Annotated in this window: 25 protein-coding genes and 1 riboswitch; of the genes, 6 read left to right on the forward strand and 19 right to left on the reverse strand. The window is 51.0% G+C overall.

The genetic code is table 11. The features are described from left to right. Positions 1-105: 105 nt before the first annotated feature. The 5 genes from AC0LWM_RS01230 to thiD form a co-directional block, all read right to left on the reverse strand. Entirely contained in the window at positions 106-429 is a 324-nt protein-coding gene (locus AC0LWM_RS01230; RefSeq protein ID WP_474673078.1) for a YtxH domain-containing protein, read from the reverse strand. Position 430: 1 nt separating this feature from the next. Then, positions 431-904 (reverse strand): DUF948 domain-containing protein, encoded by a 474-nt coding sequence (locus AC0LWM_RS01235; RefSeq protein WP_474673079.1) that lies wholly within the window; start codon positions 902-904, stop codon positions 431-433. Positions 905-1,196: 292 nt separating this feature from the next. Beyond that, positions 1,197-1,835, reverse strand: a complete 639-nt coding sequence (locus AC0LWM_RS01240) for a helix-turn-helix transcriptional regulator (protein WP_474673080.1) — start codon at positions 1,833-1,835, stop codon at positions 1,197-1,199. A gap of 90 nt (positions 1,836-1,925) precedes the next feature. After that, positions 1,926-2,348, reverse strand: coding sequence for a DUF86 domain-containing protein (locus AC0LWM_RS01245; RefSeq protein ID WP_474673081.1), 423 nt, complete (start codon positions 2,346-2,348; stop codon positions 1,926-1,928). A 148-nt stretch (positions 2,349-2,496) separates the two neighbouring features. Next, positions 2,497-3,315, reverse strand: a complete 819-nt coding sequence (gene thiD, locus AC0LWM_RS01250; RefSeq protein ID WP_474673082.1) for a bifunctional hydroxymethylpyrimidine kinase/phosphomethylpyrimidine kinase — start codon at positions 3,313-3,315, stop codon at positions 2,497-2,499. Positions 3,316-3,482: 167 nt separating this feature from the next. On the opposite strand from thiD, the gene AC0LWM_RS01255 reads away from it, so the two are divergent. Together AC0LWM_RS01255 and thiO are read left to right on the forward strand one after the other, a co-directional pair. After that, complete coding sequence (locus tag AC0LWM_RS01255) at positions 3,483-4,127, forward strand: thiamine phosphate synthase (protein WP_474673083.1); 645 nt, start codon at positions 3,483-3,485, stop codon at positions 4,125-4,127. Next, positions 4,124-5,236, forward strand: a complete 1,113-nt coding sequence (gene thiO / locus AC0LWM_RS01260; protein ID WP_474673084.1) for a glycine oxidase ThiO — start codon at positions 4,124-4,126, stop codon at positions 5,234-5,236. Before AC0LWM_RS01255 ends, thiO begins: the two co-directional genes overlap by 4 nt. Before the next feature lie 81 nt (positions 5,237-5,317). Here the strand turns inward: thiO and AC0LWM_RS01265 are convergent, their stop codons facing one another. The 10 genes from AC0LWM_RS01265 to AC0LWM_RS01310 form a co-directional block, all read right to left on the reverse strand. Further along, positions 5,318-5,605, reverse strand: coding sequence for a Dabb family protein (locus tag AC0LWM_RS01265; protein WP_474673085.1), 288 nt, complete (start codon positions 5,603-5,605; stop codon positions 5,318-5,320). Positions 5,606-5,643: 38 nt separating this feature from the next. Then, the gene (locus tag AC0LWM_RS01270) at positions 5,644-5,889 is read right to left on the reverse strand and encodes an AbrB/MazE/SpoVT family DNA-binding domain-containing protein (protein ID WP_474673086.1); all 246 of its coding nucleotides are present in this window, start codon (positions 5,887-5,889) and stop codon (positions 5,644-5,646) included. Between the two features lie 198 nt (positions 5,890-6,087). Then, entirely contained in the window at positions 6,088-6,471 is a 384-nt protein-coding gene (locus tag AC0LWM_RS01275) for a cupredoxin domain-containing protein (RefSeq protein ID WP_474673087.1), read from the reverse strand. Between the two features lie 159 nt (positions 6,472-6,630). Further along, positions 6,631-7,020 (reverse strand): phage holin family protein, encoded by a 390-nt coding sequence (locus AC0LWM_RS01280; protein WP_474673088.1) that lies wholly within the window; start codon positions 7,018-7,020, stop codon positions 6,631-6,633. Between the two features lie 153 nt (positions 7,021-7,173). Next, positions 7,174-7,377, reverse strand: a complete 204-nt coding sequence (locus AC0LWM_RS01285) for a hypothetical protein (protein WP_474673089.1) — start codon at positions 7,375-7,377, stop codon at positions 7,174-7,176. 22 nt (positions 7,378-7,399) lie between these two features. After that, positions 7,400-7,491: riboswitch (cyclic di-GMP riboswitch) on the reverse strand. A gap of 80 nt (positions 7,492-7,571) precedes the next feature. Then, complete coding sequence (locus AC0LWM_RS01290; RefSeq protein ID WP_474673090.1) at positions 7,572-8,396, reverse strand: polysaccharide deacetylase family protein; 825 nt, start codon at positions 8,394-8,396, stop codon at positions 7,572-7,574. A 127-nt stretch (positions 8,397-8,523) separates the two neighbouring features. Continuing rightward, positions 8,524-10,413, reverse strand: coding sequence for a ribosomal protection-like ABC-F family protein (gene abc-f / locus AC0LWM_RS01295; protein ID WP_474673091.1), 1,890 nt, complete (start codon positions 10,411-10,413; stop codon positions 8,524-8,526). A gap of 158 nt (positions 10,414-10,571) precedes the next feature. Further along, on the reverse strand, positions 10,572-10,715 hold the full coding sequence (locus AC0LWM_RS01300; protein ID WP_474673092.1) for an RAxF-45 family protein: 144 nt from the start codon (positions 10,713-10,715) through the stop codon (positions 10,572-10,574). A 122-nt stretch (positions 10,716-10,837) separates the two neighbouring features. Then, the gene (locus AC0LWM_RS01305; protein WP_474673093.1) at positions 10,838-11,032 is read right to left on the reverse strand and encodes a DUF4177 domain-containing protein; all 195 of its coding nucleotides are present in this window, start codon (positions 11,030-11,032) and stop codon (positions 10,838-10,840) included. Positions 11,033-11,119: 87 nt separating this feature from the next. Next, positions 11,120-11,626, reverse strand: a complete 507-nt coding sequence (locus tag AC0LWM_RS01310) for a metal-dependent hydrolase (protein WP_474673094.1) — start codon at positions 11,624-11,626, stop codon at positions 11,120-11,122. Between the two features lie 180 nt (positions 11,627-11,806). Between AC0LWM_RS01310 and AC0LWM_RS01315 the strand changes: the two genes are divergently transcribed. The 3 genes from AC0LWM_RS01315 (at position 11,807) to AC0LWM_RS01325 (ending at position 13,957) form a co-directional block, all read left to right on the forward strand. Beyond that, positions 11,807-12,370: a hypothetical protein gene (locus AC0LWM_RS01315; protein ID WP_474673095.1), complete on the forward strand. Its 564-nt coding sequence runs from the start codon at positions 11,807-11,809 to the stop codon at positions 12,368-12,370. A gap of 218 nt (positions 12,371-12,588) precedes the next feature. Then, positions 12,589-13,176, forward strand: a complete 588-nt coding sequence (locus tag AC0LWM_RS01320; protein WP_474673096.1) for a sterol desaturase family protein — start codon at positions 12,589-12,591, stop codon at positions 13,174-13,176. 52 nt (positions 13,177-13,228) lie between these two features. Next, the gene (locus AC0LWM_RS01325; protein ID WP_474673097.1) at positions 13,229-13,957 is read left to right on the forward strand and encodes a DedA family protein; all 729 of its coding nucleotides are present in this window, start codon (positions 13,229-13,231) and stop codon (positions 13,955-13,957) included. 97 nt (positions 13,958-14,054) lie between these two features. Here the strand turns inward: AC0LWM_RS01325 and htpG are convergent, their stop codons facing one another. From htpG to AC0LWM_RS01345, 4 genes are all read right to left on the reverse strand, one after another. Continuing rightward, a complete protein-coding gene (htpG, locus tag AC0LWM_RS01330; protein ID WP_474673098.1) occupies positions 14,055-15,932 on the reverse strand; it encodes a molecular chaperone HtpG in 1,878 nt (625 codons plus the stop codon). Positions 15,933-16,430: 498 nt separating this feature from the next. Next, positions 16,431-18,149 (reverse strand): type 2 periplasmic-binding domain-containing protein, encoded by a 1,719-nt coding sequence (locus AC0LWM_RS01335; RefSeq protein WP_474673099.1) that lies wholly within the window; start codon positions 18,147-18,149, stop codon positions 16,431-16,433. Positions 18,150-18,271: 122 nt separating this feature from the next. After that, on the reverse strand, positions 18,272-19,882 hold the full coding sequence (locus tag AC0LWM_RS01340) for a response regulator transcription factor (protein WP_474673100.1): 1,611 nt from the start codon (positions 19,880-19,882) through the stop codon (positions 18,272-18,274). Positions 19,883-19,903: 21 nt separating this feature from the next. Next, a complete protein-coding gene (locus AC0LWM_RS01345; protein ID WP_474673101.1) occupies positions 19,904-21,739 on the reverse strand; it encodes a sensor histidine kinase in 1,836 nt (611 codons plus the stop codon). Positions 21,740-21,883: 144 nt separating this feature from the next. Between AC0LWM_RS01345 and AC0LWM_RS01350 the strand changes: the two genes are divergently transcribed. Next, positions 21,884-22,834 carry an ABC transporter permease gene (locus tag AC0LWM_RS01350; RefSeq protein ID WP_474673102.1) on the forward strand — a complete coding sequence of 317 codons (951 nt, stop codon included), beginning with the start codon at positions 21,884-21,886 and terminating at the stop codon, positions 22,832-22,834. Positions 22,835-22,841 lie beyond the last annotated feature (7 nt).

The raw sequence follows: 22,841 nt of genomic DNA on the forward strand, positions 1-22,841 counted from the left end.
TAGCTGATTCAGGTACTTTGCGGGGACCCGGAACTTACCAGAATCTACGGAAAGAGGCCGCAGCTTATGCGAGCCTCTTTTTTTGCTGAACGCAAGACAAAACTATTACTTTGCTTCTTCCAGCAATTCCGTCTCCGATTCGGCTGATTCGAGCGTAACGACCGCTTCTTTTTTGCCTTGGCGCCATGCTTTGACATTGCTGATTGCAGTGCCTGCGGCATCCTTGGCTTTTTCAGCCCATTCGGATGTCGTTTCGCCTACGCTGCGGGCGATCTGCTGCGTTTTTTCGCTGACATTGTGCGCTTGCTCTGCGATATCTTTGCGCAGCTCACGCCCCGATTTAGGCGCGAATAGCAATGCCGTGATCGAACCGACGACGCCTCCCACCAAGGCGCCGATAAAAAAGTCTTTTCTTCTTTGCTTCGACATATCAATTTCTCCTCTCGTTCTGGAATGAGGTTGTAGACCCCGCATTCGTCTGTCTTGTCGTCTGCCATTTCTGCCATATCGTGAAGCCGAATTCCGCCCATTCCAGCATTTCGCCGAAACGTTCCTGCTGTACGGTCGCCTGCCGGAGCTGTTCTACAGCGCGATCCGACATTTCCGTCGATACTTTGGTCACCGAATCGGTAACGTGCTGCACGGTCTCTCCGATTTTCCCCACCGAATCGAACAATGACTCCGCCGACTTCAAATGTCCGTGTACAAGCTCTACGGTCTGTGTAGTCTTTCGAATCAGACCAAGCGACTCTTCGGAAAGTCCGTTTAGCTGCTCCCGCATTTGCTCCAAGCCTTCCTTCGTCTCCCGAATCAACCGGACGGAAGAACGCAGAGCCATTACGGCAAACACGACAAGCACGCCAAACGCAAGCGCAATAAAGGCAACACTCCACGCGATTAACATCGGCTCACCTCTTGCAGTAGTTTCGACTAGACGAATGCCCATTTCATATTGACAGTATAAGTAGCATGGGCTTGACTTGACACACCTTGAGGCAAAAAAAAAATGACCGGTATCCGGTCACTGAATCATGCTCTTATTAATAAGAAAAACTTCTATCGAAGTCCTTCAAGGATGAGCGACCGCGTTTTAGCGGAAGTTTATTCTTGGTAAAGAAAGTTCTCTTTCGCTTTCATGCTTCAGCGAACTTAAACTTTCTTTATCGTTAAAAAAGCAGCCGTAGGCTGCTCGGGCATCATGATTGAGCTTGCTGAATTCGATACGTACACTGGTTGCCGCCTTTAGCCAAGCATTCCGTCCGTTCAACCGGCGAACCGAGCAAATCCCGAAACAAAGCCAGTTCGCACTGACAAGCTTGATTATATTTGTTCGCTACTTGGGTGATCGGGCAATTGTATTCTTTGAATACGAAGCTGCCATGTTCGTCTTTTTCCCATTCCACCATATAGCCGCCTGCATTTTGGATATCCGCCAGTTCGGCGACCCGCGCTTCCAAGTCTTTGCCTTCCATGCGCGGCGCATACTTCTGCAGCAGCTTATGTTTGCGGCGTTCGAACAGCTTGCCGACCGCCTCGGATTCCGAGCCGTCCTGTTCAATCTCATCCAACAAATCGATCAGCAGATGGTGGTAATTTTTCGGAAACAACTCATCCGCCGCTAGGGTAAGCGAATACAAATTCGTCGGACGGCCCATCGCCTGCCGAGACAACGAGGCGGAGATCAGTCCATCGCGCTCGAGCGTGTTCAGATGGCGGCGAACCGCCATTTCGGTAACGCCAAGCTCCTTGGCCATTTCGCCTACGGATAACGATCCGCGTATTTTGAGCATGTTCAATATCATTCGGCGCGTGGAATAGTCCATTCCGGTTTTCATTCGCATCACCACCCTGTTCGTTGCACCATGTTAGTCAACATACAAGCCTTCCAGTACCGTCATTGTATCGCATTTTGAAGATATAGTAAATTATCCGAGCTCTTTGCGCAAATATTGGGTAACCGCCTCTGCGAATTCCCGCAGCGTTGCAGGCAGCTCCGTTACGAGCGGGTGCAGCTCTGTGCGTGAGATCGAATAATATTCCTGCACGAGCGGTTTCCGTTGTTTGACGAGTGTTGTCAGCGGCCCGATCAGGCTTGCCGAGAATACGCCTTCGCCGCCGATGATTTCGACGATGTCCTCATAGCTGCTGGCATCGCGCATGATAAAACCGTCGATGAGATAGCTGCCGATGTCGGTTACCGCCTCGATCGCCAAATGAATGGCTCTTTCCTGGGCGAGACCGAGCAGAAGGCTGCCGTCCCAGCCGCTGCGGATTTGCTCTAGCGCGTGCACAATATCCGGAATGCAAGCAAGCCGGAGATCTATTTGTTCCCGATTGACGTAATACATCGTTGTTTACCTCCAGCGAGCTTTACTGTTTTTTCTTGCCTTTCATCTTGAGCCAAATAACCATCACGATGCCGGAAATTATGACAACGCCGATGTACGTCATCGCTTCCATGACATCCTTCAAATCCTTCACGTCTGACACGAAAAGTCAACCTTCTTTCGTTTGGTTTAGCCCACGCCAATACGCCCAATGGTTCGTAGGCCCGTGGCCGGCGCCGATGCCGAGCTCGTCTCTGATGGCAGCCGTAATAAACGATTTGGCGGTAAGAACCGCCTCCGGCAGCGGCTTGCCCTTCGCCAGCTGCGCCGTGATCGCGGCCGAGAACGTACAGCCCGTCCCGTGCGTATGCCGCGTCTCCACCCGGTGTCCGCCGTACCAGATGAATTCCTCTCCGTCATACAGGACATCCGCCGGGTCACCGTTCATATGTCCGCCTTTGACGACGACAGCCCGCGCGCCGTATTCGTCTACGATCGTTTGCGCCGCACGCTGCATATCGTCCGCCGTGTGAATCTCCATGCCGACCAGCACTTCCGCTTCCGGAATGTTCGGCGTTACGACCATCGCGAGCGGCAGAAGCCGCCTGCGAAGCGCTCCCTTCGCCTCGTCCGCCAGCAGAGCAGCTCCGCCTTTGGCGACCATCACCGGATCGATCACGAACCGCTCCATTTGATATTGCTTAATTTTATCAGCTACCAGCTCGATGACGTCCGGCTGCGACAGCATCCCGGTCTTCAGCGCGTCCACGCCCAAATCGGTGACGACGGCGTCGATTTGCTTCGCGATGCCTTCCAGCGGAATATCGTAGATGCCGTGCACGCCTAGCGTGTTCTGCGCCGTAATCGCAGTAATCGCAGACATGCCGTATACTTCGAGCATCTGGAATGTTTTCAAGTCGGCTTGAATGCCTGCGCCGCCGCCACTGTCCGAGCCGGCGATCGTCAGCGCTTTATAAATCGTTGCCATCGCTGTTCCCCTCCGAGTCGACAAGTTCCAACTTTCAGTTTATCCCTCAGTCGTTCGAGCGTCAAGCAATCGGAGGCAGATTCGCGGCGCTCCGCCGATTATTTTTTGACGAATCCGAAACGTCTTTGTTATGATGGGTTTATTGTGTTTACGGGAGGTAATAGGAGATGTCAAGACACGTGCTGCAGCTCGTCACGACAGGCAAGCAAGAGCTGGACGAGATGAGGCGAATATGGGCGGCATGTCCCTCCGAACTGATCGACATCGTACAAATCCGCGAGAAACACCGGACAGCCCGTGAACTTGTGGAATGGTATGAAGCGTGCAGCGAGCTGCTGCCGAATACGAAAGTATTCGTCAACGACCGAATCGATGTCGCATTAGCCGTACGCGCCCCGGGTGTCCAGCTCGCTTACCATAGCCTTACGCCGATCCAAGCGCGTTCCGTCCTCCCCCGGTACGTTCAGATCGGACGATCGGTCCATCACCCGGATGAACTGGCGGAGTTCCGCGAACATGCGGACTTTTTCATCTATGGCCACATCTTCGGTTCGATGTCCAAGCCCGGACTGGAACCTCGCGGATTACATGCCCTTGGGCAGGTGGTCGAAGCCTCGACGAAACCGGTGATCGCCATCGGCGGCATCGATCCGACGAACATACGGGAAGTGCTTGCGACCGGCTGCTCCGGCATTGCGGTTATGTCAGCCGTATTCGGGCACCCCGCCCCCGGGAAACAAGTCGAGGCTTTGCGGGAAGCCATGGAGCGATCCAAGTCGAAGCCAATCATCGCTATGGAGGTACCATCATGAATCAACTACATAATGCTTCGTCGGCGATTATTGTCGGAGGAGGGCTGATCGGCTGCAGCATCGCTTACGAGCTGTCCAAAGCGGGAATCGCGTGCACCGTTATCGAACAAGGCGCACTGCTCGAGGAAGCCTCCATTGCCGCAGCAGGCATGCTGGGAGCGCATGTGGAGATCCATCACCCCGGCGATTTTTTCGAAATGTGCAAGCGGAGCCGCTCCTTGTACGCGGCCTGGACCGAGGAGCTGCAAGAGAGGACCGGCATCTCCCCGCAATATATCGCTCATGGGATCGTCCGGGCGGCGTTAACCGAAGAAGATGAGCAGGAGCTGCGCAGCCGGATGGATTGGATCGGCGAAGACGTACGCTGGTTATCTCCGGCGGATTTACGCGAAATCGAGCAAAGGCTGACCGAGGATACGCGCGGCGGATTATTTTTTGCGGAAGATCACCAGATTCATCCGGTTTATCTCGCGAGAGCGCTTCGCTCCGCCGTTATCCAACTAGGATGCGTCATCCGGGAACGAACACCGGTGCTTGAGCTGCTCACCGAAGGCTCGCGAGTGTACGGCGTTCGTACGGCGCAGGGAGAGGTTCATGCGGATACGGTCGTCATCGCAGCGGGTGCCTGGAGCGGATCGCTGCTGAAGCCGCTGGGCAAACGGCTGACTACGTTTCCGGTCAAAGGCCAATGCTTTTCCGTTCGAACAGGGGCGCCGCTCCTGACATGCACCGCTTTTACGAAAGGCTGCTATATCGTGCCGAAGCTCGACGGAACGATGCTGATCGGCGCCACTCAGGAGGAGGCCGGTTTCGATAAAAAGGTGACCGTCGACGCGATAAGCCAGCTGCACCAAACGGCGGCACGCCTCATTCCGGCTTTGCAGCAAGCCGAATTCGTATCGTCTTGGGCGGGGCTGCGTCCGGGAACACCGGACGGATTGCCCTACCTAGGCCGCTTCGACGGCTTGGACGGACTGATCGCCGCTACCGGCCATTACCGCAACGGCATACTGCTCGCTCCGATTACGGGCAGACTGATCCGCCAGCTGATCTGCAACGAGCCGCTCGACCTGGATCTCCGCCCTTATTCGCCGGATCGTACGGCATAATATCATGCAAAAAAAAGAGGCTGCTCCCCGTCATGCCGACGAAGGGGCAACCTCTTTTTCATCTTCCGATGTCCATTCTCATTAAATATAGAAATCTACGCTGACCGACGCCTCGCGGACCTTGGCCATATGAGCAATGACCTCTTGATGGATCGGATGCACATTGTATTGCTGCAAGGCTTCCAGCGACTCGAATTTCGTGACGAGACCGATATCGTACGATCGTTCCGAATGAACGACGTCGATACCGACTTCAATATCGAGCAGCATCGGAATTTTACCTTTCATATTGAGAAGGACGTCGCGCGTTTGCTGCAAATTCTCCTCCGTACGTTCCTTCAGCTTAAATAAAACGACGTGTACTAACATGAGATAGCTCCTAACGTTGTGGAAATTGTCGATCTTCCTTATGCTAAACCATGTACTTCGTCCAAGCAAGCGTTACAAACCATTTTGCCTTTAAAATATACGGTATCCATCGCATTGCCGCAAAATAAACAAGCGGGCTCATATTTTTTCAGCATAATTTGCTTGTCGTCTACAAAAATTTCCAAAGAATCTTGTATGTCAATGTTGAGGGTTCTTCGCAATTCTATCGGCAGAACGACACGGCCTAATTGATCTAGTTTGCGTACCATGCCCGTGCTTTTCATACAGGCTCCCTCCTTTCCTCATACCTTATCTATTCGGCATGGAAGGGGGAAAATCCTTTCTATTGTTTCAAAAAAAATCAATTTCAGGTTAACAAACCTGACATGGATCGCCACGGCAATTTTCGACAGCTTGTTCCCTCCACAATCTGGTAACAAAAGCAAAAGGAGCCTCTAAAAGGCTCCCCATGCAATAAATGATTATTGTACGACTAAGTATGATTTCATGTCAGCGTGACCCGTTCCGCACATGACGGAGCAGTGGATCTCGTATTTACCAGGCTTGTCGAAAGTCACTTCGGCTTCCGGATGATCTTGCGTCAGATCGATATTAAAATCCTTAATCGCGGCACCATGAAAACCGGACTTGTTTTTCAGCTTCAGCTTTACTTTTTCGCCGGCTTTAACGATATATTCAGGCTTATCGAAAGTAAAATCGCTGGAAGCCACGATTTTCACCAAGTTTTCGCCCGCCGCCGCTTCTTCTTCTTCGCCTGCGTTTTTCGAAGAAAGGTCGATTGTGACAAGCGCCAAACTGAATACGCTGGCAATCACAAACAGTGTCATCATGAGCCATTTATGCACGTTCGCGTCCCCCTAATCTGAAATGTCCATTACTTATATTACATAATAAACGGCTGTTTGCTCAACAGGAATATGAATAAATACCGAACTTTTTTTGAGTTTATGGCAAAAAAATGAACATTCGCGTCTGTGCATTTATCGAATGTCCGTGCAGGGTGCTTATTTTTTTTTGTCCTTCAAAATCGCAATAATATTTTTGATCTGTTCCGGCAGCGGCAAGCCGAGTCTCCCATAGTTCTCGATGATCGATAGCAGCTCGTTGGCGATATAAAAATAGATCGCTCCTCCCATGATCATATTGACATCAAGCAACAGATCGATCCGATGAGCGAGCATGATGATAAGTAACACCAGACCTTTTTTGGCCAATCCCCAGAAGCCGATTTGGCTGTTGAGCGACTTCTCCTTCCAAGCCGAAGCCACTCCGGTTACGTAATCGATTCCCATCGCTATAACCAGACAAGTCAACGCCTCGCTCCAACCGCCAAAAGCAAACGTAACGATCGCGCCGATGACGCCCGCAATCGAATTCAGCACCGTTTGATTCATTCTATCCCTCCCAACCGCAAGCATTACGCGTTTACTATACACTATGACACCGCATCGGAAAGGGTTTCGGCAGTTGGACAAGGAAAATGACCTATTTGCTAGATTTCATGAATAAAGAAAAACCCTTGCATGCCGCAAGGGTTAGGCGATTCATTATATGGAAACGTTCAATTGCTTGCCTAGAAACGGATGGCGTCCGACATCGCGAAGCTGCGTTTGCGCATTCGTGAAGTCATTCAGTACCGTGCTCGTTTGCGAGATTTGTACGTTTTTTACGACACTCAGCATGTCTACGCCGATCGATTGCTTGAGCGCGGTTACGCTGGAAGCGGCTTGATAAGCCGACAATGCGTTCAAGGGCGTTGCCCTCCTTTCATCCTTCGACAGCTGGCTGGCATTCGGCCCGATTCATTCCGGGAAGCCCCTGTAGCTTTGCGTCATATGCTTTCGCATAATTTGCCGTTGTACGTTGATGGCAAGGTCAAGCTTCATCTGATCTCAGTGTAAAATATAGTCAGGCCGCCCGTCAATCGAACTTTTGTCGGATATGGTCATTTTTTGGCGAGCTTCGCCGGCTCTTCCGGGGTTTTTGTTTTCTTCGGCGTATTGCTTCCTCCCCCCGCTTCCTTCTGATCGTCGATTGCGAGTAAATCCGGAACCGTGACCAGCTCGTAGCCCTTGCTTTGCAAATATTCGATAATTTTCGGCAAAGCGGCGACGGTGTTGGACAAATCGCCTTTATACCCGCCGGCGGAATGAAGCAATATAATGGCACCCGGCTTCGTATATTTCTTCACGTTATCCACGATTTTGTCGGCGGTTCTCCCATCCCAGTCCCGAGGATCCACAGACCAGCTGATAATATGATGATCGGACTTAACAAGCTTCTCGACGACCGGATCGGATAAAGCGCCGTACGGGGCCCGAAATAAATTCGGTTCGTAGCCGACAACCTTCTTCATCGCCTGATCCGCTTTATCGATTTGCAGTTTCAACGATGTGTCGTCAAGCTTCGTCAGCTGCGCGTGGCTCCACGAATGATTGCCGATCGCGTGCCCTTCCTTCACGATCCGCTTCACGACCTTCGGGTACGCTTCGACTTTTTTCCCCAAGAGGAAGAAGGTCGCCGGTACCTTCTTCTCTTTTAATATATCCAATATTTGCTCCGTGAACTTCTGATCGGGTCCGTCGTCAAACGTTAGAGCGACTTTCTTCGCCTTTTTGGGCCCGTTGTAAACCACCATTTGCCGATTTGCCGCCGAAATGGTTGTATTGCCCTTGGCTTCCGCCTCCGGTATTGCTTGCTTCCCCCACCCGGCCAGTATCGTAACTAGCACGAACACCGCGGATACGATCACTTTGGCAAGCCGATTCATCCGCACCCCACCCTTCTCTCTACGCCTGAGCTGAACTTGTTTTTAACTATTACTACATTAGACGTTTCGACAACTGTTGCAGTTCATTTATTTTTCCATATTCAGAGAAAAAGATGCAACAAGTTGTCTACTGCTGACGAATCCAATCCGCATACAGTCGGTCCAATTCCGCCTGCAATCGCTCTTGTTCTGCCAGCAGCTCGCTAAGCCGCGGCGCATTCGTGCTCATATCCGGTTTCAGCAATTCCGCATCCAACAAGGCGATCCGCTGCTCGAGCGCCGCTATGTTCGACTCCAGCACCGCACTCGATCGCGGCGCTGCAGGCTTGCTCGCTGTACGTTGCTTTGCCGGCTCCTGAATCGTTTCGATTGATTCATCTTTTGCTTTGATGCGTCTCGCTTCCTGCTCCTTGAAATCTTCGAAATTGCCGATGGTGGAGATGAGGGTGCCATCTTGCAGGGACCAGATCCGGTCGGCAAGCCGGTTCATAAAATACCGGTCGTGCGATATCGCGAGAAGCGTTCCCGGAAAATCCTCCAGCGCTTCCTCCAACGCTTCGCGGGAGGCGATGTCCAGATGATTCGTCGGTTCGTCGAGAAGTAGGAGGTTCGGCATCCGGTGCATGAGAAGCGCCAGCCGCAAACGAGTCCACTCGCCTCCGGAGAGCGATTTGATCGACTTGAACACATCCGCGCCATAAAACAAGTAGCGCGCCAATCTTCCTCGCGCTTCTCCCTCCTCCATGCCTGCTTCGTCGCGGAAGTGTTCCAGCACCGTCCGGTCCTCTTCCGGAGCCGATTCCTGGGCCAAATATCCGATATCGACCCGGGCTCCCAGCCTGACTTCCCCTTCATCCGCTTGCGTATGGCCAAGCATTAGCTTGAACAACGTGCTCTTCCCCGCTCCGTTCGAACCGATCAGCACCGTCTTATCGCCATATGCAAGCGCTTCGGATATGCCGTTGAATAATGCTTTGCTTCCGAAGCTTTTCGACACGTTCTTCAGCGTAACGACATCTTGGCCCGATCGCTGGGCGTGCTCCAGCTTGAATGCGGCCGTCCTTCGCTCCATGACCGGCCGTTTCACCTTGTCCATCCGTTCCAGTGCTTTGCGAATCGACTCCGCCCGTTTGAAAAACTTCTCGTTGCCTCCGATGCGACCCCATTCCGTATACCGCTTGATCGCTTCCTTCATTTGTTTGATTTTTTTCTGCTGGTCCTCGTAGTCCGCGAATTGCTGCAGCAGCCGCTCTTGCTTTTCCGTCTGGTAGCCGGAATAATTCGTAAGATAGGTGACCGCTTCCCCGTCCTCGATCTCGACGATTTTTTTCGCGACACGGTCCAGAAAATAGCGATCATGCGAAGCGATCAGGCAAGTGCCTTCGTAATCGGACAAATATTGCTCGAGCCATTCGACCGCCGACATATCGAGATGGTTCGTCGGTTCGTCAAGCAGCAATAAATTCGGCCGCCGGAGCAGAAGCGAAGCTAGCCCTACCTTAGTTTGTTCCCCTCCCGATAAAGACGAGAACAAGCGAGTATATTGGGATTCCGGTATACCCATCCCATGCGCCACCTGATCGATGCGCGCCTCCATCTCATAACCGCCCGTACGCTCGAACCGTTCCTGCTGCTCCGCATATTGGATTAATATGCGATCCATCAAAGACGAATCCGCCGCGATGCTTGGATCGGCCATCGATGCTTCCAGCTCCTGCATCTTGCTCCTTGCTGCGATCGTTTCGTGAAAAGCTTGCTTTAACACGTCCAGCACTGTTGCCGTTTCTTGCTCCGCGGATATTTGCGCCAAATAACCGATCGTTGTGCCTTTGCGAATGGCAATTTGGCCGTGGTCCGGAACGAGCTCTCCCGATACCAGCTTGAGGACGGTCGATTTGCCCTCGCCGTTTCGGCCGATCAAACCGGCCTTTTCTCCTTCTTTAAGCTCGAACTGAATATTGGACAGCGCCAGATGAGCGCCAAAATATTTTTGCACCTGATTGAATTGTACGATCATGTATTTCGTCCTCCTTGGGTTGGTTGGTAATGTTTAAAACCAACTTGCGAATGCCCGGGACGATCCGGTCGCTTCGGCATGGCCGATCGCGTCCGGTCTACACAAAAAAGACCGCAGGAAAAGTTCCCCGCGGCCCTAAGACTGTATCATCCGATGAGTCAAGGCAGGAATCGTTTCACAAGTTGGGTAACCGTATGCTGTTCAATGGACAGACTTATCCCGTTGTTGCCCGATTCATGAACGATGCCAGCTAATGCCAAAGGCAACTGGCTAATACGGTTATTCACCAACTCGATATTCATCCTACCTTCACCTCCAGTCAAATATACTGTTCTCACCTTATCATAAATGATGCCGGTTTGGCAATAAATGTTGTCGCCATCGAAGACGACGAAATGATTATATGTATTTTTTCCGATTTACGCTATTTCCTTCGCTTGAATACGACCAGAACATCCCTGGATTGGCCTTGGTACACGCTAGTATCCAAGCAAGAGATAACCTCCCAGCCTTGCTCGCCGAATTGATTCAATGCCTGATCGAATTCAGCGGTGTCGACCTTTCCGCCTAACCAACCGCCTGTTCTATATTTGTACGTCATGTATTCCCATTTCTCCATCCTACATTCTCCTTTTGTTAGGGCTTGACCCTATTTCTATGGTGCAAATAAGTATTATACTCTCGTTCAAAATTCCAATCAAACGAACTAGAGCATCCCTTCGGGAAGCAACAGGACGACCGGAATCGCAACGGCGAACAAAACGATCGCCCACCGGAATATTGTTTCCGTAGAAGACCCCGTATCGACGGCCAGTGACTTCGGCAACAGACGTATGCGCATATTCAGCGGCCACAACAGAGCAACACCCTGTGCATTGAACAAATCGATGAGCGGATGCGATGCATAAGCGAATAGAAATGTCCAATAGTACGTATCCGGCAAAGACTTCAATGTCACCGCGAATAGAAGAAGGAAAAGCAAAGAATGGGTTAGCGTCCGGTGCTTGACTTTTAACGAGTGGAGCAGAAAGGATACCGGCAGCAGCAATTTGGCCATCGTCGAGCCTTTTTTGTCCATGTCGGCCAGTGGGCCTACGAGACATCCGATCGTTAACGCCGCGGCCGACTCCCAAGAGACGAGCGGCGTTTGCGTATACAATACCGCGACCTCAGCGGCAAGCAAACCCGCCAGGCTGTGTGTTTTTTGCAGCATAATCATTTCCTCCAGTGTTCATCATCGCTGATCTGCTTAGAAAACTCATTATACCAAACATATGATCCCATTTCCAATCCATTCGACAATTTTACGAGAGACGAAACGAATCTTCCAAAGTATTGAAATCCAAATAGAACTGTAATAGTATATGAAGAAACAACCAAGGAGGACTCCACGATGAAAAAGGCGGCTATCGCGCTAACCGTTCTCGCTATGCTCCTGATGCTCCCGATCAGCGCTTTTGCCGCAAACGGCACCGATGCGAACCATTACTTCGATGCATATAAATCCCGGGTCAAAGAGTTCAAATACGTCAAAAAAGCAACCTATTCCCGGCTTGCCGCATGCCCGGCCGTCGCCGAGCTGCAGAAGAAGGCCGATAAACTCAATACGCAATACAAGGCTGCTGTCAAGTCGAAAAACAAATCTGCCATGGACACGAGCAAACAAGCATTGACCGAACTTCGCGCCAAGATCTCGCAGCAGAAAAAAACGTGCCAAAAAACAGCCAAAGAAAAAACGTCCGCGTTCGATGACGATTTCCGGGCCGTAGAAAAATCCAAAAACGACTTATACAAATATATCAAAAGCTATCTCGCTTCCAAAAATAAAACGTTAAAATCAGGCGGAACCGTAGACGCCGCGTGGGATAAAGAATCAAGCAACACGATACGCAAAGGTTTGGATGATCTGCATTTCAAGCTGGATCAAATGATCGGCGATTTAAAAGCAATGAAATAACGCGGGTCGGTTATAGCGCCAATACGGCTTTCCCCGCCCTACAGCAAGCCGGTTCTGCACTTCGCAGAGCCGGCTTATTTTGGCTGCCCCTCCTTAAGGCCCCCGGAGACCCCGACTAAGGTCTAACCTAAACTTAGACTGTGGAATGTTTTGGAAAAACGTTTTTCTCCCTATACTTGAGATACAAGGATAACAAGTTTAAGGAGATGGCGTGTCTAATGAGCACCTACTTGAAAGAATTTTGGCTCGACAAAAGAATCCTGTTCATTTCGTTCGCGTGTACGTTATATGCCGCCGCCGTGATCGCAACCCCCTACAATCCGCTGATGTGGGTCATGCTTGCCTGCGGAATCGCATTTTTCTTCGTAGCGGAGTACTTTATTCACCGGTTTGTCCTGCATGGCATTATTTCTACCATCATGCCGAATGCGCATAAGGGTCATGAAGAACACCATCACGATCCGAAGAACAACGAATTTTTATTGACGCCGAATGCGTACAATGTGCCTTTTCACATCGCATTGTCGATTCTATTTACCGCCCTGTTTCAAAATATTCATCTCGGGTTATCGCTTATGCTCGGTTTTGGACTATACCATTTATATTATGAATGGACCCATTTCGTATCCCATCGCCCGATCGTACCGATGACCCCATGGGGCAAGTGGATGAAGAAACACCATCTTCTTCACCACTATAAGAACGAAGACGGCTACTTCGGCGTCACTCACGCGACATTCGATATGCTGCTTCGCACGGATCACTCCACTACAATTGCGGAAAACAACAAAAAAGCCAATATGTAAGGATTCATAGATAAATCATAACGCACGTGTATATCAATGAAGGAGCATTCGTATGGATTGGATCACACAATTATTTGCCGATTATGGGTATGCCGTACTTTTCTTCGGCTTATTCACGGAATCGATCGCACTTCCTTTTCCGGGAGAACTCGCCATGGCCTATTCCGGCCACATCGCTTATCTCGGGCACATGAACCTTGGCATCGGCATGCTCTATTCCTTTCTTGGCGCCACGATCGGCACGATTATTACCTATATACTCGGATGGAAGCTAGGAACGCCTTTTTTCGAAAAATACGGGAAATATATGTTTCTTGGCCCGGAACGGATGGAGAAGCTGTCGCAATGGTTCGGCAAATATGGCACCAAGCTGCTGCTGGTCAGTTATTACATCCCGGGACTGCGGCATTTTACGGGATATATGTCGGGGATGCTCGGCGTCCGTTTTCGAACGTTTTTTGTTTATAATACGACCGGCGCGGTGCTTTGGGTCATTACTTATTCGATGATCGGCAACCTGCTCGGAGAGCGTTGGGAACAGCTCATCCATCTGATCTCTACGTATTCCGTCCGAACGGCGATCATTGCCGTCATCGGAATTGCGCTGATCATCACGATCAAGAAGTATAAGAAGAACATCTTTCGTGGAATTCGCTCCTTGGGGCATGCATCGTACAGATTTATTACGTCTTGTTCCCCGCGGCTAAAGCTGCTGACGGCGATTACCTCGACGTTAGTCCTGCTGCTGCTGTACGTTTGGATGAGCGGACTTTATCACTGATCCGCGGCACGAGCCGATAATCGCTCCGCAGCAAAAAACCGCGCTACGCTTGGCATGCCAGGCGAGACGCGGTTTCTTCTTGTTTATGGGGCAATAGTTAAACCATGATTTTGCAAATATCGTTCGTAAATTCGACCGGGTCCTGCAGCGGCAGTCCTTCGATCAGCAGCGCCTGGTTGTACAGCAGCGCGGTATATAAACTAGCTTTCTCTTTATCTTTGGCATAAGCATCCTGCAGCGATGCGAACACCGCATGGTTCACATTGATCTCGAGCACCTTGTCGGCTTGAACATCCGGATTGTTCGGCATCGCTCTTAATACCTTTTCCATCTCGATGGTGACTTCGCCTTCGGTCGAAAGACATACCGGGTGGGTCTTCAAGCGTTTGGACGCCTTGACCTTCGTCACTTTGCCGGCGAGCAGTTCCTTCATATAGTCGAACAGCTCCTGGTGTTCCTTCTGGTCGGCTTCATCCTGCTTGTTGTCTTCGGACTCGATGCCAAGATCGCCGCTTGATACCGATTTGAATTCTTTCTCCTTGTATTTCATGAGCATCTTGATCGCGAACTCGTCGATATCGTCGGTGAAATACAGTATTTCGTAGCCCTTCTCCGCAACAACCTCGGTTTGCGGCAGCTTGTCAATCCGCTCGTTGGAAGGTCCGGTCGCGTAATAGATGAACTTCTGGTCCTCAGGCATTCTCGATACGTACTCATCCAGCGTAACCAGCTTCTTCTCCTTGGAGGAGTAGAACAACAGCAGATCCTGCAATACGTCCTTGTTCATGCCATAATCGCTGTAAACGCCGAATTTAAGCTGGCGGCCGAATGATTTGTAGAACTGCTCGTACTTCTCCCGCTCGTCTTTCAGCATGCTTTGCAGCTGGCTCTTGATTTTGCTCGAAATGTTCTTGGCAATCAGCTTCAGCTGCCGGTCGTGTTGGAGCATCTCCCGGGAAATATTAAGCGATAAGCTTTCGGAGTCGACCATCCCTTTGACGAAGCTGAAATAGTCCGGCAGCAGGTCGCCGCATTTGTTCATGATTAATACGCCGTTCGAATAGAGCTCGAGGCCTTTCTCGTACTCCTTGGAATAATAGTCGAACGGAATGTTCTCCGGAATGTACAGAATCGCTTGATAAACGACCGATCCGTCGGCGCTGATATGAATATGCTTCAGCGGCTTGTCGAAGCCGTAATGCTTCTCGGCGTAGAACTTCTCGTAATCTTCGGCGGTCAGCTCGCTTTTGTTTTTGCGCCAGATTGGAACCATGCTGTTGACGGTTTGTTCTTCCGTGTAGTCCTCGAATTCGTTCTCGCTGCCTTCCTTCGGCCGGCTTCCGGTCATGTCCATCTTGATCGGGTAACGGATAAAGTCGGAATATTTTTTGATGATCGATTTGAGACGGTATTGCTCCAGAAACTCGTCGTAGCTTTCCTCTTCCGTATTCGGCTTGATCTTCAAAATGATTTCCGTGCCCACTTCGTCTTTATCGGCAGGTTCAATCGTATATCCGTCTGCACCCGTCGACTCCCATTTGTAGGCGACATCGCTGTTCAGCGCTTTACTGTAAACCGTCACAACGTCCGCAACCATGAAAGCCGAGTAAAAGCCTACACCGAACTGGCCGATAATATCGTGGCCGTCCTTCGATTCGTTTTCTTTCTTGAAAGCTAGCGATCCGCTCTTGGCGATGACGCCGAGATTGTTCTCCAGCTCTTCCTTCGTCATGCCGATTCCCGTATCGCGGATCGTCAGCGTTCGGTTCGCCTTGTCGGCGATCACTTTAATATAATAGTTGTCTTTGTCGAATACGAGCTTTTCGTCGGTTAACGCCTTGTAATAAATTTTGTCGATGGCGTCGCTTGCATTGGAAATCAATTCGCGCAGGAAAATTTCCCGCTGCGTATAAATCGAGTTGATCATCATTTCCAGCAATCGCTTGGATTCTGCCTGAAACTGCTTCTTTTCCACGCCTAACTCTCCTTCCATATTCGAAAAAATGCCAATCGTTCACTTGGTTTCGCGAGTGTTAGCACTCTCACCCATCGAGTGCCATCCACTATTTTTTATATCATTCCTCCATTTTGATGTCAACCTCGTTTTGACATCCCCTTCCTCTTTTGACCCGACCCTTAAGAGTAGAAAAAACCAAATAGAACATATGTTTGTGTTCGTGGCAGTCGTAGTGACGGGCGCATCCGGACTGATCATGTATCGATACCGGTTCGCTGGAGAGAAGGCATAAATTCGATTCTCGTCGAGGTGGAAAACCATGAGACGATGTTTAGCTGGGGATTGGCCTTGAAGACCGGCCTTCCGTTTGTTCGTTTGTTGACTTAGGGTACGTTCGCAATTCTAATTGAAAACAAAATATCGGCAAGTTATGCGCGCAGGGGCGCAAGCATATCCGGTTACAGTAGCTCAAAAACCTCCAATCCCACCGGTAAAGTGGGGTTGGAGGCTCTAGCCTTACTTTTGCGATACGGACTTGAACCAGTCGTTAACTTCTTTCGTAACCTGTTCCCCGCCGTTCGACTTCCAGCTGGAAACAAACGTATCGAACGCATCGATCGGCAATTGACCGTAAATGATTTTGTTGAACGTTTCCATTTCGGACTGGCGCAGGATGCTCCATTTCGAAATCATCGTTGGCGTTGCCGCACCCGTGAAGTAGTTTTGCTTACGGATATCGATTTGGGACATCACCACTTTCGCCGCATACCAGTTCTCCGGTTTGCGGAACTGCGCGAGCTGCTTCTCGTATGGCGTTTCCGGCTTGTTGCCGTCCGCCAGCTTCACGAGCGTTTTCATGTACAGATCCGGAATGCGCGCGGGACCTGTCAAGAACGGGAAGGAGTTCGAAAAATCTTTGATTTTATCCTTGTCGCTGGTCGGCTGCCCGTCGATAATATCCCAGTCGTAGCCTTTGGCGAAGCCGTATTCGAATTCGCCGCCTGCCGGAGGGTTCGCATAATTGTCCAATAAATAGTTGTAATAGATGAAAATCGCTTCCGGATGCTTCGCGTCTTTATTGATCATGATGCTGCTGTTGACGCCGGAATTTTGCCATTTGGTGCCGATTTTGCCGTCCGGACCTGCTGGGACCGGATAAGCTTTATATTTGGAGCCCGGCACGTTCTTCAGCAAATCCGGAGCCGGCCAGTCAGGAACCCAGTTCGCGCCCGGGAGAATGCCCGCTTTGCCCTTCGTCCAAATTTCGGCCGATTTGCCTTCGTCCCATAACGCAGCGTCCGAGTGAATATAACCTTTGTCCATCCATTCCTTCAGCTTGGCGAGCGCTTGCTTCGCTCCCGGATTGATCGAGCCGTATTCCAGGTTGCCGTCCGCGTCTTTATTCCACTGCTCTTGAATGGTGCCGTATGCGCCGAACAACCAATCCAGGGAGCCCATCCAGGTGTTCGTGTTGTTCTTCATGGAGACGGCGAGCGGGAATACTTCATCCGGCTTCAATCCGTCCGGGTTCTGGTTCTTGAACTTGTCCATGATGTTCTCGAGGTCTGCGATCGTCTTCGGCGCTTGCAGGTTCAGCTTCTCCATCCAGTCTTCGCGAAGCCAGAGCAGCGTGTCGTCATTGTCGGTATATTCGAGAATCGGCAGGTTCCACCGCTTGCCATCCTTCGTGAACGGATACCAAATTTCCGGATGCGTTGCGGCATGGTCTTTCCAAATTTTGTTCGCATACTTGTCGAACAGTTCGTCGATCGGCATGAATCTGCCGGAATCGATCAGCTGATTCGTTAATACCGGGTTCGTAGGCACAGGGACAAAATCGGGCAACTCCTCGTCCGAAGTGATCGAAAGCTGAAGCTTCTGATGGTATTGGGCGTCGCCAGCAGGATACCATGTGTCTTTGTGCTTGATGCCGAATTTTTCGAGCATCCAGCGGTCATGCACGTTGTTTTCTTTCGTGTCGCCTTTCACGTACGTTTTTGGCATCAATACGGTGCTGATTTCGATCGGCGGATCGTATTTGCCTTTAGCGAACGCAGCATCGGATTCGCTTGTTTCCTTCGAGGTTTCCGGGCTGCTTGAGTTGTTCGTGTTATTCGAGCTGTTCGAGCTGTTGTCCTTTGCGGTTTCATTTTCGGCCGTTTTGCCGCTGCAAGCCGAAATGAAGATCAGCGCAATGACCGCGAACATCAGGAATGACGTTCTGAACTTTCTCATTGTTGTTTTCCCCCCACAGTGTGAAATCGTTACATGAGTTACTTTACCAACTGATCAGGGAAAGCATCTATAGGATTTTGTTAGTTTCGATAAGACTCTGTTGTGCAAGTTGCCGGCGGCCGTCAATTGCTGTCCCGGTATTCCTGCGGCGTCAATCCGAAGTGGCGCTTGAACACTTTGATAAAATAAGCGGGGTCCAAATAGCCGATTTCCTGGCTGATTTCGTACACCTTCTTCTCGGTCGTCTTCAGCATATGGCAAGCTCTTTCCATCCGAAGCCGAAACACATAGTCGCTGATCCCTTCCCCGGTTTCGATCTTATAGATCTTCGACAGGTGCGTCGGATGCAGGTTCACATGGTCGGCGAGCGCGCGAAGCGAAACGTCGTGGTGCAAGTGCTTCTCCGCGTATTCTTGGATTTTCGCGACATACGACGAACGGATGTCTTTCACATCGTTGGACGCTCCTTCCTTGAACCTCGCCAATACGCCGAGCGACCATTTCCGCAGCTTGCCGATCGATGCGAAAGCTTCGCCGTTCAGAAGCGGCTCCATGTCGTCCGGCCCAAGAAGGCTCGACAGCGTTTGCCCATTGCGGTGCGCCAGATGTGTGAATGAAGAAGCGACGACGAAGCCGGTCTCCATGCAGTGCTCCCACGACTCGGACCATCGCTCGTCCAGCTCGGCACATACGGCGAGCAGCTTCTCCTCCGCCGTGTCCCAACGCCCCGCTTCAAGCAGGCTGCCAAGTGAAGGCGGCATGTAGAGCGCATCGAGCGGCGCTTGCGAATGATTCTGGGCAGTTACGCCAACCCGCATGACGAATTCCTTCTCGTCCCCGACGATCTGCCGGAAATATGCAATCGCCTTAAGGTATCGGTCCCGCAGCTGCTCAGGAAAAGGGAACCATTCCGTAATGACGATCGACAACGATCCTTTCAGAAACTGCTTCACCTTGTATTGGAGCTGCAACGCGAGCTTCTCCAGCATCATTTCTTTCCCGACGCTGGAGTCGACTCCTTTGTCCTGGAGCACGAAAGCAAGATAGCCGTGTTCCTCCTTAACGCCCCACACTTCCATGCATTCGCCGATGATCTCCTCGGCCATGTTCATGATGGCATACTCCATCAGCTGCTGCCCGTTGTAGTTATATTGCCCGAATTCCTCTTCCATCCGGACGAGCAGCAAGGCCCCCTCGCCTTCGTTGAACGGCAAGCCGTACATGTCCAGCTTCCGTACCCATTCGTCCGCCGGCATCCGGTGACCCCGCAGCGCGTCGAGCAGCAGCTGTCCGCGCAGCAGCGGCAAGTTCTCCCTTAGCGTAAACTGAGTGCGCTCAAGCGAGCTGATTCTCTCCCACTCCAAGTTCAACTGGTCGATCGCCTTCCGGACGGCGCCGAACAATTCCGGATCCGTCGGCGGCTTCAGCAAATAATCGACCGCCTGATGCTGAACCGCCTTCTTCGCGTAATCAAAATCGGAATGTCCGGATAGAACGATGCACTTGATTTTCGGATCGCGGGACCGAATGCGCTCGATCAGCTCGATCCCCGTCATTTCGGGCATCAGAATGTCCGAGATGACGATGTCGATCGGATGCGTTTCGATGATTTGGAGCGCTTCGTGCGCGGAATACGCCCGGTGGACATGCTCGATGCCGAGCGTATGCCAAGGCTTATGCATGGATAAATTGTCTACCCAATGTGCCTCGTCGTCTACAATGATCATTTGCATAAATGGAATCTCCTTATCAGCTCAGCTTTTCGTTACAGGCTGCCCGGCTGCATCCCGAGCATAGGAAGAAGAGGATCCAGCCGCTGTAGCTGGGACTTCCCACACGATTTCCGTTCGGAATCCGCCCAAAGGCGACTTCGTGAAGTGAAGATACGACTGATCTCCGAATAGGTGCGCGAGCCGCTGATTCGTGTTCCACAGGCCGCAGCCCATCTCCTCCTGAAGCGGCTCGAGCATTTTACGGTTCAGCGCCTCATGCGCATCCGGCGTCAAACCCGGACCGTCGTCGTCGATATACACCTTGCAGAAGCCAAATGACATTTCGCCGGTAATTCGAATTTGTCCGGATGCGTACGATTGGGCTACCCCGTGAATGACGGCATTTTCCACGATCGGCTGAAGCAGCAATCGCGGAACATGCTGGCCCAGCATCACTTCGGGGATATCGATTTCGTAGTGAATCCGGCCGTTGCGCAGCTTCTGGATCTCGAGATAGTTGACGATCAGCTTGATTTCGTCGGCAAGGACGGACGTTTCCCGTTCCATTCTTGTCGTATACCGGTAGTAAGCGCTTAAATTATAGGCCATCGATACGACCGCTTCCTCGTCTTTCATCTGAGCCATATTGATAATATATCCGAGACAGTTGTACAGGAAATGCGGGTTGATTTGCGCTTGCAGCTGCTTGAGGGTCGCCTCGCGCGCCCGAATTTTTTCGTGAAGGACATTTTCGATCAGATCCTGGATTTGACGAGACATATCGTTAAACCGGTAGAACAAAAACGAAAACTCGTTGTTTTCTTTGGCATTAATCCGAACCGAATAATCCCCCCGCTGAACGCGTTGCAAACCGCCGATCAGCTTGCGAATCGGGCGCTGCACGTTCCGGTACAGCAAGACGGATGCCAGTATGCCAACAACGAACAACAGCACCATCGATAAATAAAACAGATTGCGGCTGAACGAAATCGGTCCCATCACATGCTGTAGCGGAACGGCGTCAACCAAATGCCAGCCCAGATGCGGCGATTTGATCGAGCTGACCAAGTAGTCTTTGCCCTCCAGCAGGACGACTTGCTGGGTCGTATCCGCTAGCGATTGACCGTTTAAATAACGAATCAGCTCATCGGATAGCGCTTTCGAAGCGTTGCTGTTCAAGATCGGCGCATTTCCTTTATGATAGAACAGCGGATCGCCTTGGCCCCCGGCTTTGTAGGCATCCAGCATATTCCGGATATTTTCATGGCCGAAGCTTGCTTCGACGACAAGATTGCTTCCGCGTAACGTATTCTGCTGTCCGAGCGAATCGGTGTAGAACCAATAAAAGGAGTCCGGCTGCCCGGGCGGCAGCTTCTCGCCGTTACCGTACATCCACTTGCCGCTCATATTCCGCTTCAAGTACTCTTCGTCATATTGGACCGTTTTATTGTAGTTGGAGATGACCGCTTTGTTCTGCTGCGAATATACGGCGTACCGGGAAGGCCAAATGTTCATCACCCCGGATTGCAGCGCCATCTTCTCCAGCACCACATACCGGGTCTGCATCCGATCGTACCGGTCCTGCCAAAGATTCAGTCCGTTGAATTTCTGAACGTTCGGATCTCTCGAGAACGTGATCGTAAAATCCATCATTTGCTCGATTCGCGAATCGATTTGGCTGGACAAAAAGGCGAGCTGCCTTGCATTCGACATTTGCAGCTCCTTGCTGACGACGTTAAAGGCGACGTCGTTGGAATAGGTGTACAGGATAATGATCGGGATAAACAAAATGATGATCAACCCGTTCATTTTGGCAAACAAGCTAAATCGGCCGCCATACTTCTTTTTGAAATAATTCGTGCTCCATCTCAGCACCATCTCATGTTCCCCCAGACCCGATTCCTAACAAAACCATATCGATCCTAACATTGTCATATAGTCCACGTGCAGAAAGGCTTGATACTATATATAGCAGAGATCGTGAGGATACACAAAACAATTTTTTTGGAACGGGAGAGAGTTATGGACACAAATACGGTACAGCAGGCGACCCTCGATACGGCCACCCAGGCGTACAAAAAAAGCCGTTACAAACAGCCGTGGATGCTGCATTTGATGGTGCTGCCGGCTGTTGTTTCGGTTTTTATTTTCTCATATATTCCTATGTCTGGAATTTTAATGGCTTTTCAAGACTTTAAAGCCTCACTGGGCTTGACTGGCTCGCCATGGGTCGGCTTGAAGCATTTCCGCTACATGCTCGAAAATGAATATTTTCTGCAAATTACTTGGAACACGTTGTTTTTCGCCTGCTCCAAAATCATCATGAACCTGATCGTCCCAATCACGTTTGCCTTGCTGCTCAATGAAGTTCGGCATATGGGATTCAAGAAGTCGATTCAAACGCTTGTATACCTGCCTCACTTTCTATCTTGGGTTATTCTGTCCGGCATCCTGATCGATTTGCTCGCCCAGACGGGCATCGTCAATCAGCTGATCACGAATCTGTTCGGCATCAAGCCGATATTGTTCCTGCGAGACGGCGATTGGTTCCGGTTCACGATTATCGTGAGCGATGTGTGGAAGGAATTCGGCTTCAATACGATCGTCTTCCTCGCTGCGCTTGCCGGCATCAACCCGGCATTGTACGAAGCAGCCGAGGTTGACGGTGCCGGCCGATGGAAGCAAACGCTGCATATTACGATTCCATCGCTCATCCCGATTGCGATTGTCGTGGCGACACTGGCACTCGGCAATGTACTAAACGCGAACTTCGACCAGGTGTTCAACTTGTACAATCCGCTCATCTATCAGCAAGGCGACATTATCGACACGTTCGTCTATCGGGAAGGTTTGCTCAGCGGTCAGTTCAGCTTCGGTACGGCGGTCAATCTGTTCAAATCGATGATCAGCCTCATTCTGATTGTCATCTCTTACCGTCTTGCTTACAAATTAGCCGGGTACCGGATTTTCTAGAAAGGGT

Source organism: Paenibacillus sp. sgz302148, assembly GCF_056120465.1.

Excerpts from the sequence above, each read along its gene's own strand:
- AC0LWM_RS01300 (WP_474673092.1), bottom strand. The coding sequence starts at position 10,715 with ATGAATATCGAGTTGGTGAATAACCGTATTAGCCAGTTGCCTTTGGCA.
- AC0LWM_RS01315 (WP_474673095.1), top strand. The coding sequence starts at position 11,807 with ATGAAAAAGGCGGCTATCGCGCTAACCGTTCTCGCTATGCTCCTGATG.
- AC0LWM_RS01255 (WP_474673083.1), top strand. The coding sequence starts at position 3,483 with ATGTCAAGACACGTGCTGCAGCTCGTCACGACAGGCAAGCAAGAGCTG.
- AC0LWM_RS01325 (WP_474673097.1), top strand. The coding sequence starts at position 13,229 with ATGGATTGGATCACACAATTATTTGCCGATTATGGGTATGCCGTACTT.
- AC0LWM_RS01230 (WP_474673078.1), bottom strand. The coding sequence starts at position 429 with ATGTCGAAGCAAAGAAGAAAAGACTTTTTTATCGGCGCCTTGGTGGGA.
- AC0LWM_RS01345 (WP_474673101.1), bottom strand. The coding sequence starts at position 21,739 with ATGGTGCTGAGATGGAGCACGAATTATTTCAAAAAGAAGTATGGCGGC.
- thiD (WP_474673082.1), bottom strand. The coding sequence starts at position 3,315 with ATGGCAACGATTTATAAAGCGCTGACGATCGCCGGCTCGGACAGTGGC.
- AC0LWM_RS01320 (WP_474673096.1), top strand. The coding sequence starts at position 12,589 with ATGAGCACCTACTTGAAAGAATTTTGGCTCGACAAAAGAATCCTGTTC.
- AC0LWM_RS01280 (WP_474673088.1), bottom strand. The coding sequence starts at position 7,020 with ATGAATCAAACGGTGCTGAATTCGATTGCGGGCGTCATCGGCGCGATC.
- abc-f (WP_474673091.1), bottom strand. The coding sequence starts at position 10,413 with ATGATCGTACAATTCAATCAGGTGCAAAAATATTTTGGCGCTCATCTG.
- AC0LWM_RS01340 (WP_474673100.1), bottom strand. The coding sequence starts at position 19,882 with ATGCAAATGATCATTGTAGACGACGAGGCACATTGGGTAGACAATTTA.
- AC0LWM_RS01245 (WP_474673081.1), bottom strand. The coding sequence starts at position 2,348 with ATGTATTACGTCAATCGGGAACAAATAGATCTCCGGCTTGCTTGCATT.
- AC0LWM_RS01290 (WP_474673090.1), bottom strand. The coding sequence starts at position 8,396 with ATGAATCGGCTTGCCAAAGTGATCGTATCCGCGGTGTTCGTGCTAGTT.
- AC0LWM_RS01240 (WP_474673080.1), bottom strand. The coding sequence starts at position 1,835 with ATGAAAACCGGAATGGACTATTCCACGCGCCGAATGATATTGAACATG.
- AC0LWM_RS01235 (WP_474673079.1), bottom strand. The coding sequence starts at position 904 with ATGTTAATCGCGTGGAGTGTTGCCTTTATTGCGCTTGCGTTTGGCGTG.
- AC0LWM_RS01270 (WP_474673086.1), bottom strand. The coding sequence starts at position 5,889 with ATGAAAAGCACGGGCATGGTACGCAAACTAGATCAATTAGGCCGTGTC.
- AC0LWM_RS01335 (WP_474673099.1), bottom strand. The coding sequence starts at position 18,149 with ATGAGAAAGTTCAGAACGTCATTCCTGATGTTCGCGGTCATTGCGCTG.
- AC0LWM_RS01310 (WP_474673094.1), bottom strand. The coding sequence starts at position 11,626 with ATGCTGCAAAAAACACACAGCCTGGCGGGTTTGCTTGCCGCTGAGGTC.
- thiO (WP_474673084.1), top strand. The coding sequence starts at position 4,124 with ATGAATCAACTACATAATGCTTCGTCGGCGATTATTGTCGGAGGAGGG.
- AC0LWM_RS01305 (WP_474673093.1), bottom strand. The coding sequence starts at position 11,032 with ATGGAGAAATGGGAATACATGACGTACAAATATAGAACAGGCGGTTGG.
- AC0LWM_RS01265 (WP_474673085.1), bottom strand. The coding sequence starts at position 5,605 with ATGTTAGTACACGTCGTTTTATTTAAGCTGAAGGAACGTACGGAGGAG.
- AC0LWM_RS01350 (WP_474673102.1), top strand. The coding sequence starts at position 21,884 with ATGGACACAAATACGGTACAGCAGGCGACCCTCGATACGGCCACCCAG.